14 protein-coding genes are annotated in these 17,178 nt (G+C 44.0%); 13 read left to right on the top strand and 1 reads right to left on the bottom strand.

All coding sequences use genetic code 11. From position 1 onward, the window contains the following. The first annotated feature begins 13 nt into the window (after nucleotides 1–13). The 8 genes from ACEN82_RS03105 (at nucleotide 14) to ACEN82_RS03070 (ending at nucleotide 9,847) form a co-directional block, all read left to right on the top strand. Nucleotides 14–1,261: a TolC family protein gene (locus ACEN82_RS03105; RefSeq protein ID WP_413322450.1), complete on the top strand. Its 1,248-nt coding sequence runs from the start codon at nucleotides 14–16 to the stop codon at nucleotides 1,259–1,261. Between the two features lies 1 nt (nucleotide 1,262). Further along, nucleotides 1,263–2,189 carry an efflux RND transporter periplasmic adaptor subunit gene (locus ACEN82_RS03100; RefSeq protein WP_413322449.1) on the top strand — a complete coding sequence of 309 codons (927 nt, stop codon included), beginning with the start codon at nucleotides 1,263–1,265 and terminating at the stop codon, nucleotides 2,187–2,189. Next, nucleotides 2,189–5,284, top strand: coding sequence for an efflux RND transporter permease subunit (locus ACEN82_RS03095; RefSeq protein ID WP_413322448.1), 3,096 nt, complete (start codon nucleotides 2,189–2,191; stop codon nucleotides 5,282–5,284). The genes ACEN82_RS03100 and ACEN82_RS03095 overlap by 1 nt, the downstream gene beginning before the upstream one ends. Before the next feature lie 56 nt (nucleotides 5,285–5,340). Continuing rightward, a complete protein-coding gene (locus tag ACEN82_RS03090) occupies nucleotides 5,341–6,342 on the top strand; it encodes a hypothetical protein (protein WP_413322447.1) in 1,002 nt (333 codons plus the stop codon). A 130-nt stretch (nucleotides 6,343–6,472) separates the two neighbouring features. Next, a complete protein-coding gene (locus ACEN82_RS03085; protein WP_413322446.1) occupies nucleotides 6,473–7,510 on the top strand; it encodes a fatty acid desaturase in 1,038 nt (345 codons plus the stop codon). Between the two features lie 132 nt (nucleotides 7,511–7,642). After that, nucleotides 7,643–7,954, top strand: coding sequence for a DUF3800 domain-containing protein (locus tag ACEN82_RS03080; protein ID WP_413322445.1), 312 nt, complete (start codon nucleotides 7,643–7,645; stop codon nucleotides 7,952–7,954). A gap of 404 nt (nucleotides 7,955–8,358) precedes the next feature. Further along, complete coding sequence (locus ACEN82_RS03075) at nucleotides 8,359–8,802, top strand: hypothetical protein (protein ID WP_413322444.1); 444 nt, start codon at nucleotides 8,359–8,361, stop codon at nucleotides 8,800–8,802. 136 nt (nucleotides 8,803–8,938) lie between these two features. After that, nucleotides 8,939–9,847, top strand: a complete 909-nt coding sequence (locus ACEN82_RS03070) for a hypothetical protein (RefSeq protein ID WP_413322443.1) — start codon at nucleotides 8,939–8,941, stop codon at nucleotides 9,845–9,847. Nucleotides 9,848–10,136: 289 nt separating this feature from the next. Here the strand turns inward: ACEN82_RS03070 and ACEN82_RS03065 are convergent, their stop codons facing one another. Further along, nucleotides 10,137–12,353, bottom strand: coding sequence for a putative Ig domain-containing protein (locus ACEN82_RS03065; protein WP_413322442.1), 2,217 nt, complete (start codon nucleotides 12,351–12,353; stop codon nucleotides 10,137–10,139). A gap of 296 nt (nucleotides 12,354–12,649) precedes the next feature. Here ACEN82_RS03065 and ACEN82_RS03060 point away from each other — a divergent pair, with 296 nt between their 5' ends. The 5 genes from ACEN82_RS03060 (at nucleotide 12,650) to ACEN82_RS03040 (ending at nucleotide 17,176) form a co-directional block, all read left to right on the top strand. Continuing rightward, nucleotides 12,650–13,012 carry a hypothetical protein gene (locus tag ACEN82_RS03060; protein ID WP_354486154.1) on the top strand — a complete coding sequence of 121 codons (363 nt, stop codon included), beginning with the start codon at nucleotides 12,650–12,652 and terminating at the stop codon, nucleotides 13,010–13,012. A 111-nt stretch (nucleotides 13,013–13,123) separates the two neighbouring features. Beyond that, nucleotides 13,124–13,489, top strand: a complete 366-nt coding sequence (locus ACEN82_RS03055) for a hypothetical protein (RefSeq protein ID WP_413322441.1) — start codon at nucleotides 13,124–13,126, stop codon at nucleotides 13,487–13,489. 174 nt (nucleotides 13,490–13,663) lie between these two features. After that, entirely contained in the window at nucleotides 13,664–14,023 is a 360-nt protein-coding gene (locus ACEN82_RS03050) for a hypothetical protein (protein WP_188833276.1), read from the top strand. 142 nt (nucleotides 14,024–14,165) lie between these two features. Then, nucleotides 14,166–14,537, top strand: a complete 372-nt coding sequence (locus tag ACEN82_RS03045) for a hypothetical protein (RefSeq protein ID WP_413322440.1) — start codon at nucleotides 14,166–14,168, stop codon at nucleotides 14,535–14,537. 284 nt (nucleotides 14,538–14,821) lie between these two features. Next, nucleotides 14,822–17,176, top strand: coding sequence for a TonB-dependent receptor (locus ACEN82_RS03040; protein ID WP_413322439.1), 2,355 nt, complete (start codon nucleotides 14,822–14,824; stop codon nucleotides 17,174–17,176). Nucleotides 17,177–17,178: the final 2 nt, after the last annotated feature.

Genomic DNA, 17,178 nt, shown 5'->3' with positions numbered 1-17,178 from the left:
AACATATATTATTTTGACCATCCGGATAAAATGGGTTTTCGGCTTTTTATTTTGCCTGCTTAGTGCTGCTACACAGGCACAAACCTACAATCTTGAACATTATTTGGAGCTTGCCAAAAACAACAGTCCGCTATTAAAAGACCTGCAAAACCAGGTTGCTTCAGGCCAATTGGACAGCCTCCGGATCAGGGCAGGTTACAGGCCACAGGTTAGCGCTAACAGTGCCGGCCTTTATGCCCCGGTTGCCGGCGGTTATGGCTATGCGCCTGCTATAACCAACGAACATACACTCAATGCGCTATTGGGTATTAATCAATCGCTGGATAGCAAAAAAAATATCGCCGCCCAGATCGACGCAGTTAAGCTGCAATCGCAATCGGTGCTCAATACCGCTAAAATATCTGAGCAGGATTTGAAAAAGGCAGTCACTGCACAATACATAGCTGCCTACGGCAGCCTGCAGCAGGTAAAATTTAACCAGGAAGTGATCAGCCTGCTTAACCGGGAGGAAGCGGTGCTTAAAAAACTGACCCGCACCAATGTTTACCGCCAAAGCGATTACCTTACCTTTCTGGTTACCCTTAAGCAGCAGGAACTAACGCTGTCGCAGGCAAGGCTGCAATATAAAAATGACTATACAACGCTTAACTATTTAACCGGCATTGCCGATACCAGTTACATCGAATTACAGGATCCCGGTATTCAAAAAACTATCCGGGCCGATATCAGCAACAGCATCTTTTTCAACCAGTATAAAACGGATAGCCTTAAGCTGGTGAATAGCCGTGCATTGGTGGATTTCAGCTACAAACCTAAGATCAATCTGCTGGCCGATGGCGGCTATAACTCCGATTTTTTAAGCGGACCGGCATATAAAAATTTCGGCGCCAGTATTGGTTTTAGCTTTACGCTGCCATTGTATGACGGTGGTCAGCGCAAGATCCAGTACCGTAAGCTGTCGTTAGAAGAGGATACCCGGCGCAGCTACAAAGCGTTTTTCGATACCCAATACCGCCAACAGATTGCCCAGTTAAACCAGCAGATTGATGGTTCTGAAAAGCTGTTAGCCCAGATAGATGAACAAATGAAATACACCGAAAGCCTGGTAAAAGTTGACACCCAACTGCTGCAAACTGGCGATGTGCGGGTAGCCGACCTGGTACTGGCGATTAACAATTATCTTGCTATAAAAAACCTTAAAACACAAACCAATATTAATAAGCTGCAGCTCATTAATCAGCTCAATTACTGGAATAAATAACATGAAATTTAAACATATATACCTGTTTGCAGGCCTTTTAACCTTGCTGTATAGTTGCAAAGGCAACACTCCTGCAGATGATGCCGGCGATGCAGAAACAGCAGCTCAAACGCCCGTAACCGTAACCACGGTTGCCGATAGTGCTATGGTTGATTACATTGACCTTAGCGCCACATCTGTTTTTCAGCAAAAAAATGTTGTTAAGGCAAATGCCAACGGTTATATCCAAAAGGTAAATATCCTGCCGGGGCACTATGTAAATAAAGGCGAGTTTTTATTCAGCATAAAAACCAAGGAAGCGCAAAGCATTGGCAACAGCATCAATGTGCTGGATACTACGTTTAAGTTTTCGGGCGTAAATAAAATAAAAGCTGCCGGCAATGGCTACGTTACCCAACTCAGTCACCAGCAGGGCGATTACGTGCAGGATGGTGAACAACTTGCAGTGATCAGTGACCGCTCAAGCTTTGTATTTGTGATGCAATTGCCTTATGAACTGCGTAGCTATGTAAAAAACAACCAGAACGTACAGCTTGTACTGCCCGGCGGTGAAAAATTGACGGCACAGGTAAGCTCATCAATGCCTGCTGTTGATTCGTTGTCGCAAACCCAGGGCATTGTGCTTAAGGTAAACAGCGCCAATCCCATCCCTGAAAATTTGGTAGCTAAAGCGCGGATCATTAAGTCGATACGCCCGCATACGCTATCACTTCCAAAATCGGCCATACTAAGCAATGAAACACAAACGGAGTTTTGGGTAATGAAGCTGATCAATCCTACTACCGCCGTAAAAACCGCCATAACCAAAGGCATTGAAGCCGGCGGCAGGGTGGAAATTTTAACCCCCAAATTTTCGGCGAATGATAAAATAGTGGTTACAGGTAATTACGGACTGGCAGATACGGCTAAAGTGAAAATTGTAGAGTGATGAAGGAAAACCAGCGCAAAAATTACTTCATAACCCATCGCAAGCCTTTAGGCCTGGTACTTGCCCTGATTATTATGGGCGGTTTGTTTGCTTATTCAAAACTGCAAACTTCGCTTTTTCCTGAAATCACTTTCCCCAAGATCAAAATCATTGCCGACGAGGGCCTGCAGCCGGTAAATAAAATGATGGTTACGGTTACCAAACCGCTGGAAAATGCCATTAAGCAGGTGCCGGATCTGCAACTGGTACGCAGTACTACCAGCAGGGGAAGCTGTGAAATTTCAGCACTGCTCAACTGGAATGCTGATATCGACCTCAGCCAGCAGCGTATCCAGTCGAGCATCGACCAGATCAAGAACGACCTTCCTGCCGATGTAAATATAAGTGTGGCTAAAATGAACCCTTCCATTTTACCGGTAAGCGGTTACACTTTGGAGAGCCATAACCTGTCCCCTATTGAATTAAGGCAGTTAGCTATATACACAGTAAAACCATTCCTTTCGCAGGTTGACGGGGTATCGGAGATCAGGGTGATCGGCGGTAAACTTAAAGAATACTGGCTCACGCTCGATCAGCAAAAAATGACTTCGTTGGGCCTCACACCTGATATTATCAGCAATACGCTTGCTACTACCAATTTTGTAAAATCAGAGGGTTATCTGTCTGATTATAAGCGCATGTACCTCACTGTTACTGATGCTACCATCAATGCCAAAGATCAACTGGAAGACCTTGTGATCAGCAACAACCGCAAAAGAATAGTACGGCTCAAGGATTTTGCAAGCATCCAGGTTAACGAAGGGATTGAGTATACCCGTATCAACGCCAACGGGCATGATGGGGTACTGATAGCTGTAGTAAAGCAGCCCAATGCCAACCTCATTTCGGTTAGTAACGATATGGCCGATAAGATTGACGCGCTGAAAAAACTACTCCCGCGGGGTGTAAGTATACGGCCATATTATGTTCAGGCCGATTTTGTGAACGAGTCGGTTAGGAGCGTGAGTGACAGCCTTTGGGTAGGTTTACTCCTGGCTATTATTGTGGCCGTGATCTTTTTACGATCATTCAAGGCAAGTATAACCATATTGATTACCATCCCGGTTACACTTGGACTTACATTACTTATCCTATACTGGCTTGGCTATACTTTTAATATCATGACGCTGGGTGCTATCGCAGCATCCATAGGGTTAATTATTGACGATGCCATTGTAGTGGTTGAGCAGATCCACAGGGTACACGAAGAACACCCGGACGAGTTGAGCAGCCATTTGGTACGCAAGGCTATTGATTACCTTTTCCCGGCCATGGTGGGCTCATCTATCAGTACTATCGTAATTTTTATTCCGTTTGTTTTGATGACGGGTGTGGCCGGGGCATACTTCAAGGTGCTTACCGATACCATGATCATAACCTTGCTGAGCTCATTCTTTGTAACCTGGATCGGTTTACCGGTAATTTACCTGCTCGTAACGCGTAAGCCTAAATTAAATACAGCAAAAGCCAGCGCAGAAGAAATACACACAGTTAAACAACAAAAGTGGGTTAGTTTCTTTATCCTGCGCCCTTATGTAAGCATTATTATTATTGCCGCGTTGGCTGCCGTAATTGTGATTGTCCCCCCATTGCTGGAGACCGGCTTCCTGCCCGATATGGACGAAGGCGCCATCGTGCTCGACTATAAATCACCTCCGGGAACATCACTGGAAGAAACCGACCGGATGTTGCGCCAGATAGAAAAACAGATCATCAAGCATCCCGATGTAACTGCCTATTCGCGCCGCACGGGTACACAAATGGGCTTTTTTATTACAGAGCCTAACAGCGGTGATTACCTCATCCAACTAAAAAAAGATCGCACCAAAGGCACCGAAGAGGTGATCAGCGATTTGCGCAAAATGGTTGAGGAAACCCAACCCGCGCTGCAGGTTGAGTTTGGCCAGGTGATATCCGACATGCTTGGCGACCTCACCACATCGGCCGAGCCTATCGAGATCAAAGTATTCGGTGATAATCAGCAAACACTACAAAACCTGTCAAGGCAGATAGCCGGGCTGGTTGAAAAAGTAAAAGGCACTGCCGATGTGCTGCCGGGTATTGTTATCGCCGGTCCTTCGGTAAGCATTCAACCTCATTACAGCAAAATCGCACAGTATGGGATTACCGCCGCCGATCTGCAAATGCAGATCCAAACCGCGCTGGAAGGTAATGTGATAGGCAGTTTGCTGGAGAAAGAACAACTTTCACCCATTCGCATGGTTTACCCGGGTAACCGCTCGCTTAACGTGAATGATATCCATAACCTTCACATATTTTTACCAAACGGCAAACTCATCCCTATAACCGAACTGGCCTCGGTTGAGCTAAGGCCTGGCGATGCGGAGATCAACCGCGAAAACCTGCAAAGCATGAATGTAGTAAGCGCCCGGCTGGAAGGCAGCGACCTCGGTACCGTAATAACGGCCATTCAAAAAACCATCCACGATAACGTAAACCTGCCAACAGGCTACCATGTGGAGTACGGAGGAGCCTACGCCCAGCAGCAGCAGTCATTTAAAGAATTGCTTATTATCCTCATAACTGCCTGTTTACTGGTTTTTGGTGTGATATTATTCCTGTTCAGGCAGTTCAGGATAGCACTGCTTATTTTAATGATTGGCATTTTAGGTATCGCCGGTAGCTTCCTGGCCTTATTTATTACCGGTACGCCGCTCAATGTGGGCAGCTATACGGGGTTGATCATGATTGTAGGCATTATTGGTGAAAACGCCATTTTCACCTTCCTGCAGTTTAAGGAAAGCGCCATCGAAAATGAAAATAAAAACATTGATGAGGCTATAACTTTTGCCATCAGTACCCGTTTAAGACCCAAGCTAATGACCGCTTTAGGCGCTATTATAGCACTGATGCCGCTTGCTTTAGGCATAGGTGCCGGGGCTCAATTGCATCAGCCATTAGCCATTGCAGTTATCGGCGGTTTTTTAGCAGCATTGCCATTATTGCTTATTGTTTTACCGGCTATGCTCCGTATATTGTACAGCAAAGGGTTTAGTACCCATTTAAATGAAATTAATGAAAGCCATAACGGTTAACACAGCATTTTTACAGATTCGGGACTTAATTTCATGGCAATAAACACTCCCGAAAAATGAAAAAGCAAATTTTGGCCGTAGCCTTGCTCATAGCAGGTATAGCTCCTCTTAAATTGAACGCGCAAACCTATGCGGCCGATAAAACCATCGCGCTTCCGGGTGACGGTGGTTACGATTACCTGGCTATCGACAAGATCAACCGCAACCTGTATGTATCGCATGGTACTGCTGTAAATGTCATTAACCTGGATACCGAAAATCCGGTTGGCGTTATTGATAACATGAAAGGCGTTCACGGTATAGCCATTGTAAATAAACTTAATCGTGGTTTCATTAGTGATGGCAAGGCAAATGCGGTAGTAGTTTTTGATCTGAAAACTTTTAAAACCATAACTACCATTGCCCTTACCGATGCTAATGGCCCTGACGCTATTATGTATGACCCCTACTCCGACCGCGTGTTTACCTTCAACGGCGAAAGTGATAATTCATCGGTAATTAACCCGGCAACACTTAAACAGGTTGGCACGGTTGCACTTGGCGGCGGCCCCGAATTTGCTGTATCCGACGGTAAAGGTAAAATCTACAATAACCTTGAAGATAAAAGCAGCCTGAATGTTATTGATAGCAAAAGCCTTAAAGTGGTTAAAAACTATCCCCTTGCCCCCTGCGGCGGCCCAACAGGCTTAGCGCTTGATGCCGCTAACCAGAAATTGTTTACCGTTTGCCGCGAAAATAAGGGGGTGAGTGTTGTTGATATCAAAACAGGTAAAGTGACTGCTACCTTGCCAATTGGTGCCGGTGTTGACGCGGTAGCTTATGACCCCGAAACCAAACTGATATTTTGCTCATGCGGCGATGGCACCACTACCATCATCAAACAAAAATCGGCTGATGAATATGAGGTGATCCAAACCCTAAAAACCGCCGAAAGGGCGCGCACCATGGCACTTGATGCCAAAACCCACAAAATTTATTTGAGCGTTGCACAGTTTGAACCCGGCACGCGCAAAACCATTCCCAATACTTTTAAGGTGCTTGTTTTTAAGCGAAATTAACATAAATTGTATATAAAATTTATATGAAATGATCGTGAAGATTTTGGTTATTCCTAATATTACTAATTAATTTTTACAAAAAAATGAACTTTTGCGCACGTTATCGTTATATTTAACGTTTTAACACTATATGATTAAAAAGACTGATTTTGTTTATTCCCAGGAGTCTGAACCTCATCGTATCCGTACAAAAAAAATCTTGAAGGAGTTTCCGCAACTGCGAAAACTTATTGGTAAAAACCCCGCAACCATATGGGCCATTATTGGTTTAGTAGCTTTCCAGGTTGTTTTAGCCTGGTTTGTACGCGACCAGTCATGGTGGATAGTTTTCGGAGCGGCTTATTTGCTTGGCGCTTTTGCCGATCATGCGCTGTTTGTAATGATCCACGAATGTACACACCAGTTGCTGTTTAAAAACCGTAACGCAAACCGTTGGGCATCCATGTTTGCCAATTTACCGCAGATATTGCCAAGCGCTATTTCGTTCGAAAAGTACCACATCAAGCATCATTCTTTCCAGGGTGTACATGAGCTTGACGCCGATTTACCAAACCGCTGGGAAGCAAAACTGATCAGCAATTCATTTTTTGGTAAAGCAATCTGGCTGCTGTTTTTCCCGGTATTTCAATTGTTCCGCCTTTCACGTTTAAGGGAAATCCATCCTTTTGACGGCTGGATCCTGACAAATTGGTTATTACAGGCAGCATTTACAACCGCAATCGCTTATTTCATGGGCTGGCATGCAGTAGCGTTCCTGCTGTTAAGCTTTTCGTTTTCGGTTGGCCTGCACCCGCTGGGCGCCCGCTGGATCCAGGAACATTACCTTACCGTTACCGAAGAACAGGAAACATACAGCTATTATGGCAACCTTAACGCGGTAGCATTTAATGTGGGCTTCCACAATGAGCACCATGATTTCCCTTCTATCCCATGGAATAAACTTCCTGAGATCAGGAAAACTGCCCCCGAATACTATGATACCTTACATTATCATACCTCATGGACAAAGCTATTCTTCCAGTTTTTGTTTGACAGGGAGATCTCGCTGTTTAACCGCATCCTTCGTAAAGACCGCGGTCGTGTAGCGTTAACAGACATTTCAAAACCAGATATCGACCTCACCAAGTCCGAAGCAACAAAGCCGGAGCTTGCAGATGTTGAAAAATAAGAAAATGAGGAAGGGCCTGAAATAAGGCCCTTTTTTGTTGGTAGTACATTGCCGACACCCGCTGCCGCAAGCGTCCCCGCTTGTGGCCCGCGTTTAGGTATACAACCTGATTAGCCTCTCGCATAGCTTAGCATGATACCCACAAGCGAGGACGCTTGCGGTAGCGATGGTTTTAATCTTGTCAACAATTCCATGAGTTTCGGAGCTGGAAATAGGTCTATGCCATTAAAAACGATAATAAAAGACCCAATTTTTAGAGATTCAAAAAACTCTTATTTTCATCAATTAGTTGACGTTGTGGCTTATTTTGCAAGACAGCACTATGAGCCTAATAACTTTATCAAAAAGAGGGGAGCAAGAAGATATTATGAATTAAGGCTACAAAATGTAACAAACAAGTTTGTAACCAGAAGACCAAGCCCTAACAATATAGTGGAGGTATAAGATAAATAAGGGGCTAACTAAAGCCCCGGGTGTATCCTACATTCCTTTACATAACCGTCGATAGGTCTTGCCACTAGGGCGTTTCAGATACGATACAAATATACTCATAATAAGAAGCTTTTTAAATAGTTATTAACACTTATCATTAAAAACAGCCTTTATTTATCAACAAAGACGTGATGATAAACAGTTTCGATTAGTTTTTTATTCCACAACTGACGCGAGTACGCAGCGTTGAGAGAAGCATGGTGTACTCTGACTTTTAAGCAATGGTACCCACAAGCCGGCACCCTTATGGTATCTATGTGTTAACACTAACTTATTAAAAGTACTGATAATTTTATTTCTAATTCAGCTTGTATCACCTCGATTAATTTTCGTATTTTGCTAATAAAATTAGCAAAATGAAATCTATAAGTGTGGCAGCCCAGCTCATGATTTTTAGCCGTTATATCGGTCAGCAAGTTATGATCGTCAGTCTTTTAAACAATAGCGAAGTCAATATTGGCGTCCTTACTGGAGTAAAACATAATGCCATAGCAATTAATATTGACGATGTAATACGCTGGATCCCGCTTTATGATAACTTTAGGCTTTGCGAAATTAAGTTACTTTTAAAACCCTTAAAAAAACTTACGCCTAAGGTTGTTTCCGCAGCAAACGAACTGCCTGTAAAAGCGTTCATTACTCCATATTACCAGCAACTGGGCTATGATATGCCTGTTTTTATTGAACCCGGGCACCCCTGCAATTGCAAATATGTTCAGGAACTTGAACTGGCCGATTACCGCACTCCTAAAGAAATATATCAACAAAATGCTTTATTACATGCCTTTGAATCGGCATAAATGTTTCATGGTACGAATATTGTGTACCATTGCCCTGTTTGGTATATAATTTTCATATAGTCGTAACAAAATCAAATAATTAATGTCAACCTCATACTAATGCGCGTAATTTGCGTTATTGTTTGCAAGAAACAGAATGAGCCGGTCAAAAAAATTAAATATACTCTTACCCATTGTATCCCTGCTTTTCATGGGGGCCTTTGCCAAGCACAGGCTGCTCGACAGGCAGGACATTACAGGCACCCTGAATGATAAAGAGATGGATGAAACGTCGGGTATTGCGGCGTCATCCATTAGTCCCGACACTTACTATGTACATAACGACAGCGGCGATACCAGCCGTTTTTTTGCTATAACAGCCGAAGGCAAACTCAAATCAACCATTTATTTTAAGGGAGACAGCACTCAAAAACTGGGTGTACAGGACTGTGAAGATATTGATGTTGGCCCCGGACCGGAAAAAGGTAAAAGCTACGTTTACCTTGGCGATATAGGCGATAACAATCAAAACAGGCCATATATTACAGTTTACCGCATGGCCGAAAAAAAATCATGGGCTACAGGTGATAAGGCCATTACAAACACACAAGCTGTACGGGCAGATTTTAAATATCCGGATGGCCCTAAAGATGCGGAAACATTGATGATTGACCCGATAGGAAAACAATTGATCATTGTAAGCAAAAGGGGTGATACCGTTGCGGTTTACACCAGTCCGTTAAAATACCAGGCCAATACAACAACAGTATTAACCAAACGCTGCAAATTGTACTTCGCGGGCTTTAAACCTTTTAAATGGATCACAGCCGGCGATATCTCTAAAGACGGGCAGCAGATCCTGCTAAAAAGTTACGACAAAGTTTACTACTGGCGCCGCCAGCATAACGAACCCATATGGGAAACCATGGTACGCAAGCCACGGGAACTTACCTACAAAGTTGAAAAACAGGGCGAGGCGATAGGCTTCCAACCCGATGGTAGAGGCTATTACACTACAAGTGAAGGAATTTTTTCGCCGGTATATCATTACGATGTGCCAAATTGATCTTTAAACTACATCATATAAAAAAGGCCTATATCTATTCGATAAAGGCCTTTTTTGCTATCAACGTCCCATCAGTGTCTCTCGCAGAGGACCCTGATGTATACGCCATGCAGATTGATATATACGCCAGATCAGCTGTTCTAAATACCCGAAACGCGGGTGAACCTCAGGGTCCTCTGCGAGAGACCCTGAGGGGGCATGAAAACCCATCCTAACAATAAAACATCTTTAAAATAAAAAGACCGCATCACTTGATTTGTGATACGGCCTCTTTTCTATAAAGAATCACTTACATTACCCGGATTAGCTTTACGCCATGCGGTGGAATTTTAAAAGTGTATTTGTGGTTAACCGCTATCAGGTATTTCTGTTCCCAAACATCGCGGGCTTTGGTAAAGCCTTTTAACAGCTTGTCATTAGCTTCCAGGTTAACAGTTTGATATTTATCAGATGTGTTAAAGAAACCTATTGCTTTTTCACCTTTGGTAAGCTCTTTTACCCAAATCTGCTGCTCATCTGTTTTAGAAGCCTGTCTTGCACCTTTGCCTAAGGCATCCTGGTCAATGGCCAGTACTTCATCATTCGTTAACAGGCTAAGCGTAAACCTGTCCAGGTGCCCCATATCGCAGCCGATTAACAGCGGCGCAGACAGCAGGCTCCATAAACTGATGTGGGTATACTGCTCATCATAAGTTAAACGGCTATTGTGCAGGCTTGGCCCCCAGCCTACTTTGCCCACAACCAGCATATCCGGATCATTAAAATGTCCCGGACCGGCGTAAGGCGAAGCAGGGTCCTGGCTAAAGCCAATATCGCTCATGCTTCTCCAGGTATCCTGGATATCGCCGGTGGTACGCCAGCTGTTACCGCCGGTTTCGGCGCCCCATTTCCAAACATCGCCCCAGCCGTACTGGCAAAAACTGAACATAATATCGCGGTTTACCTTATTTAAAGAGGTGCGCATTACTTCATATGGTTTCTTAAGCGCGGGCAGGTCCGGATGCGGAGGGGTAACTTCCGAGTAGGAGCACCAGTCGTATTTTAAATAATCAAAACCCCAGTCGGCATAAGTTTTGGCATCCTGGTCTTCATGCTGCCAGCTGCCCAAAAAGCCGCCGCAGGTGCGCGGGCCAGGCGATGAATAAATCCCGGTATGCAGGCCAAGGCTGTGGACATAATCGGTCAGCCCTTTCATATCCGGAAACTTGCTGTTAGCTACGATGGCGCCATCGGCAGCACGGTTTTCTGCTTCCCAGCCATCGTCGATATTGATATAGTTCCAGCCATAAGCACTTAGTTTCTCCGACATTTCTTTAGCCGAGATCTTTACTTTTTCGTCATTAACGCTCAATCCCCAGGCGTTCCAGCTATTCCAGCCAAGGGCCGGGGTAAGGCCGATTTTATCGCCAATGCTAATCGTTAGTGTTTTGGTTTTATTGCCTAAGCTATTGGTAACCGTAAGCGTTACAGGATAATCTCCCTTTTGGCTTACCGCACCCGAAATGATACCGGTTTTAGCATCAAGCGTTAAGCCTGCGGGCAAACCCACGGCTTTATAGGTAAGCGGCTTTTTACCGGTTGCCGGGATCAAATAAAGGAAAGGGTTGCCCGGCCTTGCCCCGTAAACATCGGCTCCGTTAATTTTTGGCCTGGGCGATGGATAAGGTGTAAGCACATAAGGCGTGGTTTCCGTTTTAACAATCTCTTTACCCGATTTTTGGTCTGTAAAAGTATAGGCTATAGTATACGACTTTTTGGCTAACCGGGCTATCACAAACGAATAGGTAAAAGGCTTGCCGGCGGTAAAGTTTACAGGGTTTGTTTTTTCGTAGATCACCGCGCCCGTTTCAGGATCGGTAACTTTAAAAGCCAAAGTACCCTGGTACTGGTACTTATTGGTGGTTACCAATTTGACTGATTTAGCCAGGCTGTTGTTTTCCTGGAAAGTAAAATCGCCATCGGTATTTACTGTAACGTGATCCATTACATCGGCCATGGCAATGGAAAAGTTATCGCCGTAAATACCGCCATCTCCCCCGGTATCATAAATGCGGATGGCCAGCACATTTTCTTTATCCCACAAAATTGCCGGATCTGAAGCCGGGATGCTATAAGTGCGCGGCCCGTAATGGCCATCTTTAATGGTTCCGCTGTGGCCGCCATATTTAGCGATAAGCTTTCCGTTTAAATACACTTCGTCATTATCATCAACACTGGCCAGGCTTAAGCGGAGACTATCCTTTAAATAGGCTTTCTCCTTAAGCGATGAAGGGATCACTACGTGGATACGGTACCAGCCGAAGCCATCGTAATTAGGGTGTCCCTGCGGTTCCCAGGAATGGGCAACATTAATGTTTTGCCAGTTTTGATCGTTAAAAGTTGGGGACGACCATTGGGCAGAATCACCCACAGCAAATTTCCAGCCTTTGTTAAGCTGAACATCCTGTGCCGAAGCGCCCAGATATATACCACCCAACAATAGCAATGCAGTAAAAATTTTCTTCATTATTATAGGTTGTTTAAAAGTGAAAAGCGAAACAGGATTTCGCCCGGTTAGTATGCAGATTTAAAGGTACAATCATTTTGAATAATTGGAAATGTATCATTAACATTTATTTAGAGATAGTCAAAAAATGCTCTTAAAAACAAATGAAAGTAAAAAAGTCAATCCGGTATTATGCACGAGGCTGTTGTAGTACAGTTTTTGCCTGTAAATCAATAGCATCACCGGCAGTAAATTTAATGTACAGTTTACGTTCTGGTTTAATATCGATTTTACATTTACCGGTGAAAACAACAGCTATGAAAAAGACTTTTTTAACCTTAGCCCTTGTAACAGTTTGTATTGCGGTTTGCTTTGCAGCAATTGCCGGAATTGCCGGAAAGTGGGAAGGCAAGCTTGAAACAGAAACCGGTGAAGTTTATCCATTGCTTTATAATTTTCAGATTGATGGGGACAAACTAACCGGAACAGCCAAAACACCTAAAGGTGATATGCCGATTGAAGACGGCAAAATAACCGGCGACAGTTTCAAATTTACCGTAAGCATCGAAGATATCCACATTGCCCATACAGGCAAATTCTATGGCGATTCGGTAGGTGTTGATATTGAAGCCAATGGCTCAAAAGTACATAGCACTTTAAAAAGAGCTCAACAACCTTAATTTCCTGATTTAAGAATTACATGATATTTATATTCCACACCATAAAATATCATATAATCATTTCATCCTATAAATCAAGGTGCTTATATTTATAAACCAAAATTCACATTTATGAAAAAAAAGATTTTTACTACTACCTTATTGGTAAGCTGCTTTATGATATGTCTTGCAGCTATAGCTGATCTTAACGGCAAATGGGCAGGCAAATTAGTTACAAGCGACGGCCAGGAATACCCACTGCTTTATAATTTTAAGGTTGATGGCGATAAACTGACCGGCACAGCCTTAACTCCGGAAGGCGACGTTGACATTAAAGAAGGCAAAACCAATGGTACCGACTTTTCATTTACAGTAGCCACCAGCGGTATCGTGATACCTCATACAGGCAAATTCATGGGCGATTCTGTTAGCGTTGAACTGGATATCAATGGCTCAAAAAGCAGTTCGGTATTGAAAAGACCAGTTGAAAAGAAATAATTTTCAAATATTATCGTCATGCTGAAACAAGTTCAGGATGCCGTATCTTAAATATTAAAAAAAGAAAAACCTTACCCACCAGTAAGGTTTTTCTTTTTTATTAAACTTAAAGGCAATAAAATTGTATATAGTTTAAATTACGGCATATAGGCATCTGCTTAAACTATATCAACAATGAAAAAAGAGTTCCTGGTGATCAGTGCGTTTGTTATTATTACCGCTTTCAGTTTTATTTCGATGGCCGATATCAACGGCAGATGGATTGGTTCGTTAGCGCTTCCGGGCGATGATCATTTTCCCTTAAGCTACACTTTTAAGGTAGACAGCGGCAAACTTACGGGTACAGCTCATGCTCCGCAGGGTGATGTAGCTATTACGGACGGCATGATCAATGGCGATAATTTCTCTTTCAGTATCCCGGTGCCGGGAGGCAGTTCGCCCCATACGGGTAAAGTTTATCAGGATTCTATTGGTATGGACCTGGTTTACAAAGGCCAGCACCTGCATGCTACGCTGAAAAGGGATAAGTCTTAAGTCGAAAGTTCTAAGTCTTTAGTCATAAGTAATGCAGCAATTTTTCAGGTCAAAAGTCAGATTATTGTATGACTTAGAACTTGCGACTATACACTTTGAACTAAATGTTGCTTATTAAACCCACAGGGCGTACCTTTGCGCCATGCTGCAACGTATTACAGCCTATTTACTCATCTTTTCACTGATCACGGTCAATTTCTCGCGTTTTTTTATTTTCGCGGGTTTTGAGCTGAACAGGAATTACATTGCCACCAAGCTTTGCGAAAACAGGAACAAACCCTGGCTGCATTGCAATGGCAAATGCTACTTCGCAAAAAAGATCAAACAGGCAGAGGACAAGCAGGCCAGCGACGAAAGGCAGTCGCAAAAGAGCCTCTTTCAGGAGGTTTATGTCATCAGCTCAACTGATGTAAAATTCCACTCCAGCCTGTTGCAGGTTATTTCAACCCCTTACACCCCCACCGTACCGGCCGATCGTCCGGCTACGATATTCCAGCCTCCGCAGTTAGGATAATCATTTCATTTTTATTGGTTTTTGATTGATGGTATGGTGTGAAAACTATGTCATTGCGCAGCGTGGCAATCGCATGCTTTACAGAGTAAGCTTTTTTATCTTTTGCTATAGGATCGTATCTGCTACGTATGATCGGATTTAAACATTCCGTCATTGCGAGGTACGAAGACAACCGACCGAAGGGAGAATGACGGGTAGAAGACACCTTTGCACTCTCCCCTCAATCAATCCACACCCTACCCTACCATTTTTACACCGGGAAGCAACTCCCGTAATACTACATAATGAAACGATATTTAATCCTATTTATAACTTTTATACTCGTTAAAACCCTGGCCTTCGGCCAAAATATACAAGGCACAGTAACAGATGCCAATACTCACGAAGCCATTGCTGGTGCATCAATTTGCAATGCCGATGCTAAAACTGGCGAAAAACTGGGCATGACTAACGCCAAAGGGCACTTTAGCATCAATGCACAAGGCGTTAACCGGCTTAAATTTGCCATGGTGGGTTACAGCGCGCGCATTATTGAAGTACCTGCCATAAAAGGCCAAAAGCTTGATGTTGCCTTAGAGCCTTCAACTGTAGATCTGCAACCTGTGGTGGTATCCGCCAGCCGCGAAGGCCAGGCCAGGCAGGACGCGCCTATCGCCATCAGTAAAATCAATTCCACCCAAATTAAGGACACCAAAGCCACTGCCCTTTATCAATTGCTGAACAAGGTTGCAGGTGTTTACATGGTGAATTTGGGTAATGAGCAGCATACCATGGCTATTCGTCAGCCTATAACTTACAATGCACTTTACCTGTATATGGAAGATGGCGTACCTATCCGCCCTACGGGCATCTTCAACCATAACTCGCTGTATGAGATCAACATGTCGGGCGTTAAGGATATCGAAGTGATCAAAGGGCCTGCATCATCGCTTTATGGCAGTAACTCCATTGGTGGCGCGGTTAACTTTATTACCCAGGGACCACCTACAGGCTATGCGGGCAATGTTTCTGTTCAGGGCGATAATTACCATTACCGCCGTGTTGATGCCGACGGCGGTTTTACCCAGGGCAAATTTGGTTTGTATGCAGGTGGATATGTAGCCCATCAAACCGATAGCTGGCAGGACTATTCTGATTTTGATAAGTACTCGGCCAATTTTAAAACTACCTATGATTTCAGTGCCAAAACAAAGCTTACCACTTCAGCTGCCTATAATTACCTCAACACCCAAACCCCGGGTAGTTTAGACAGCGCCCGGTTTTATGACCGCAGCTATGGCTCCAACCAACGTTTCACCTATCGCAAGGTAAAATCGTTTCGTGCCGGCACCCGCCTGGATCATCAGTGGAATGACAAGAACAGCACTTTTGTAACGCTCTTTTTCCGCAATAACTCTACAGCGCAATTGCCAAGTTATTATATCTCTGATGTGCGCGATGCAAATGGCGTTTACAAAAGCAGCAACGGCCAGGTAAACGATCAAAAATTCAACAGCTATGGCTTACTGGCACAGCACCGGGTTGATTTTGATTTCCTGCATTCACGGCTGATAGGCGGAGTTTACATGGATAACAGTCCGAGCTCATACTATGCCCAATATCTTGATATCACCAAAGATGTAGCTAACAACTACTACACCGGCTTCAGCAATACCGGCAGGTACATTGATAATTACAAGATCAAGTTGTTCAACACAGCGGCTTATGTCCAGTATGAAGTCAAGCCTACGGAAGCATTAAGAATAGTTGGCGGTTTACGGTACGACAGGGTTCATTACAACTTTAATAATGAGATCCCTGCCGGGCAAACCAAATACAAACAACAGGAGACCAACAATTTCAACATTGTTGCCCCCAAACTGGGCCTTACCTATAACCTGGGTAACAACAAAGGTTTTTATGCCAACTACAGCGTAGGTTTTCAACCGCCGGAAACCGGCGACTTGTACAGCTCACGTCAGCTTACCCAGCTTAAACAGGCCACTTTTGATAATTACGAAGCCGGCGGCTGGTTTTCTGCTTTTAACAAAAAGCTATATTTTGAGCTGAGTGTGTTTGATTTAGAAGGCCATAACGAAATCATTAACCAACTGCTGCCGGATAACACTACCCAGAACCAAAACGCAGGCGCAACACGTCACCGGGGGATTGAATACTCGCTTACTGTGGCCCCGGTTAAAGAGCTTACCTTCAGGTTTAGCGGTACCAATGCCAAACACACCTATGTTGAGTACAGCGAGGTGACCACCAATTACACCACCGGCACCAACACGGTGACCAACTATGATGGCAAACGCATGAACAACGCGCCGGCCTGGATTACCAACTCCGAGCTCAGCTACAAGCCGCAGTACCTTCCCGGTTTCAGGATAGCAACAGAGTGGCAGCACATCAATCAATACTACACCAACCCCGCCAATACCAAAACCTATTCAGGTTATGATATTTACAACCTGCGCCTGGGTTATGAGGTAAAAAGCAGCGTATTAAAAGGCGCGGGCATCTGGTTCAATGTGCTTAATTTAACCAATAAGCTTTACGCTACAACAGTAACCAGCAGCCAGTACGGCGATACTTATAATGCCGCGCCGCCACGCACTTACACCCTGGGCATCAGTTATTCATTTTCAAAATATTGATC

This window comes from Mucilaginibacter sp. Mucisp73, from assembly GCF_059491465.1.
Note: the sequence above shows the minus strand (reverse complement) of the source record. Positions and strands in the feature narration are given on the sequence as shown.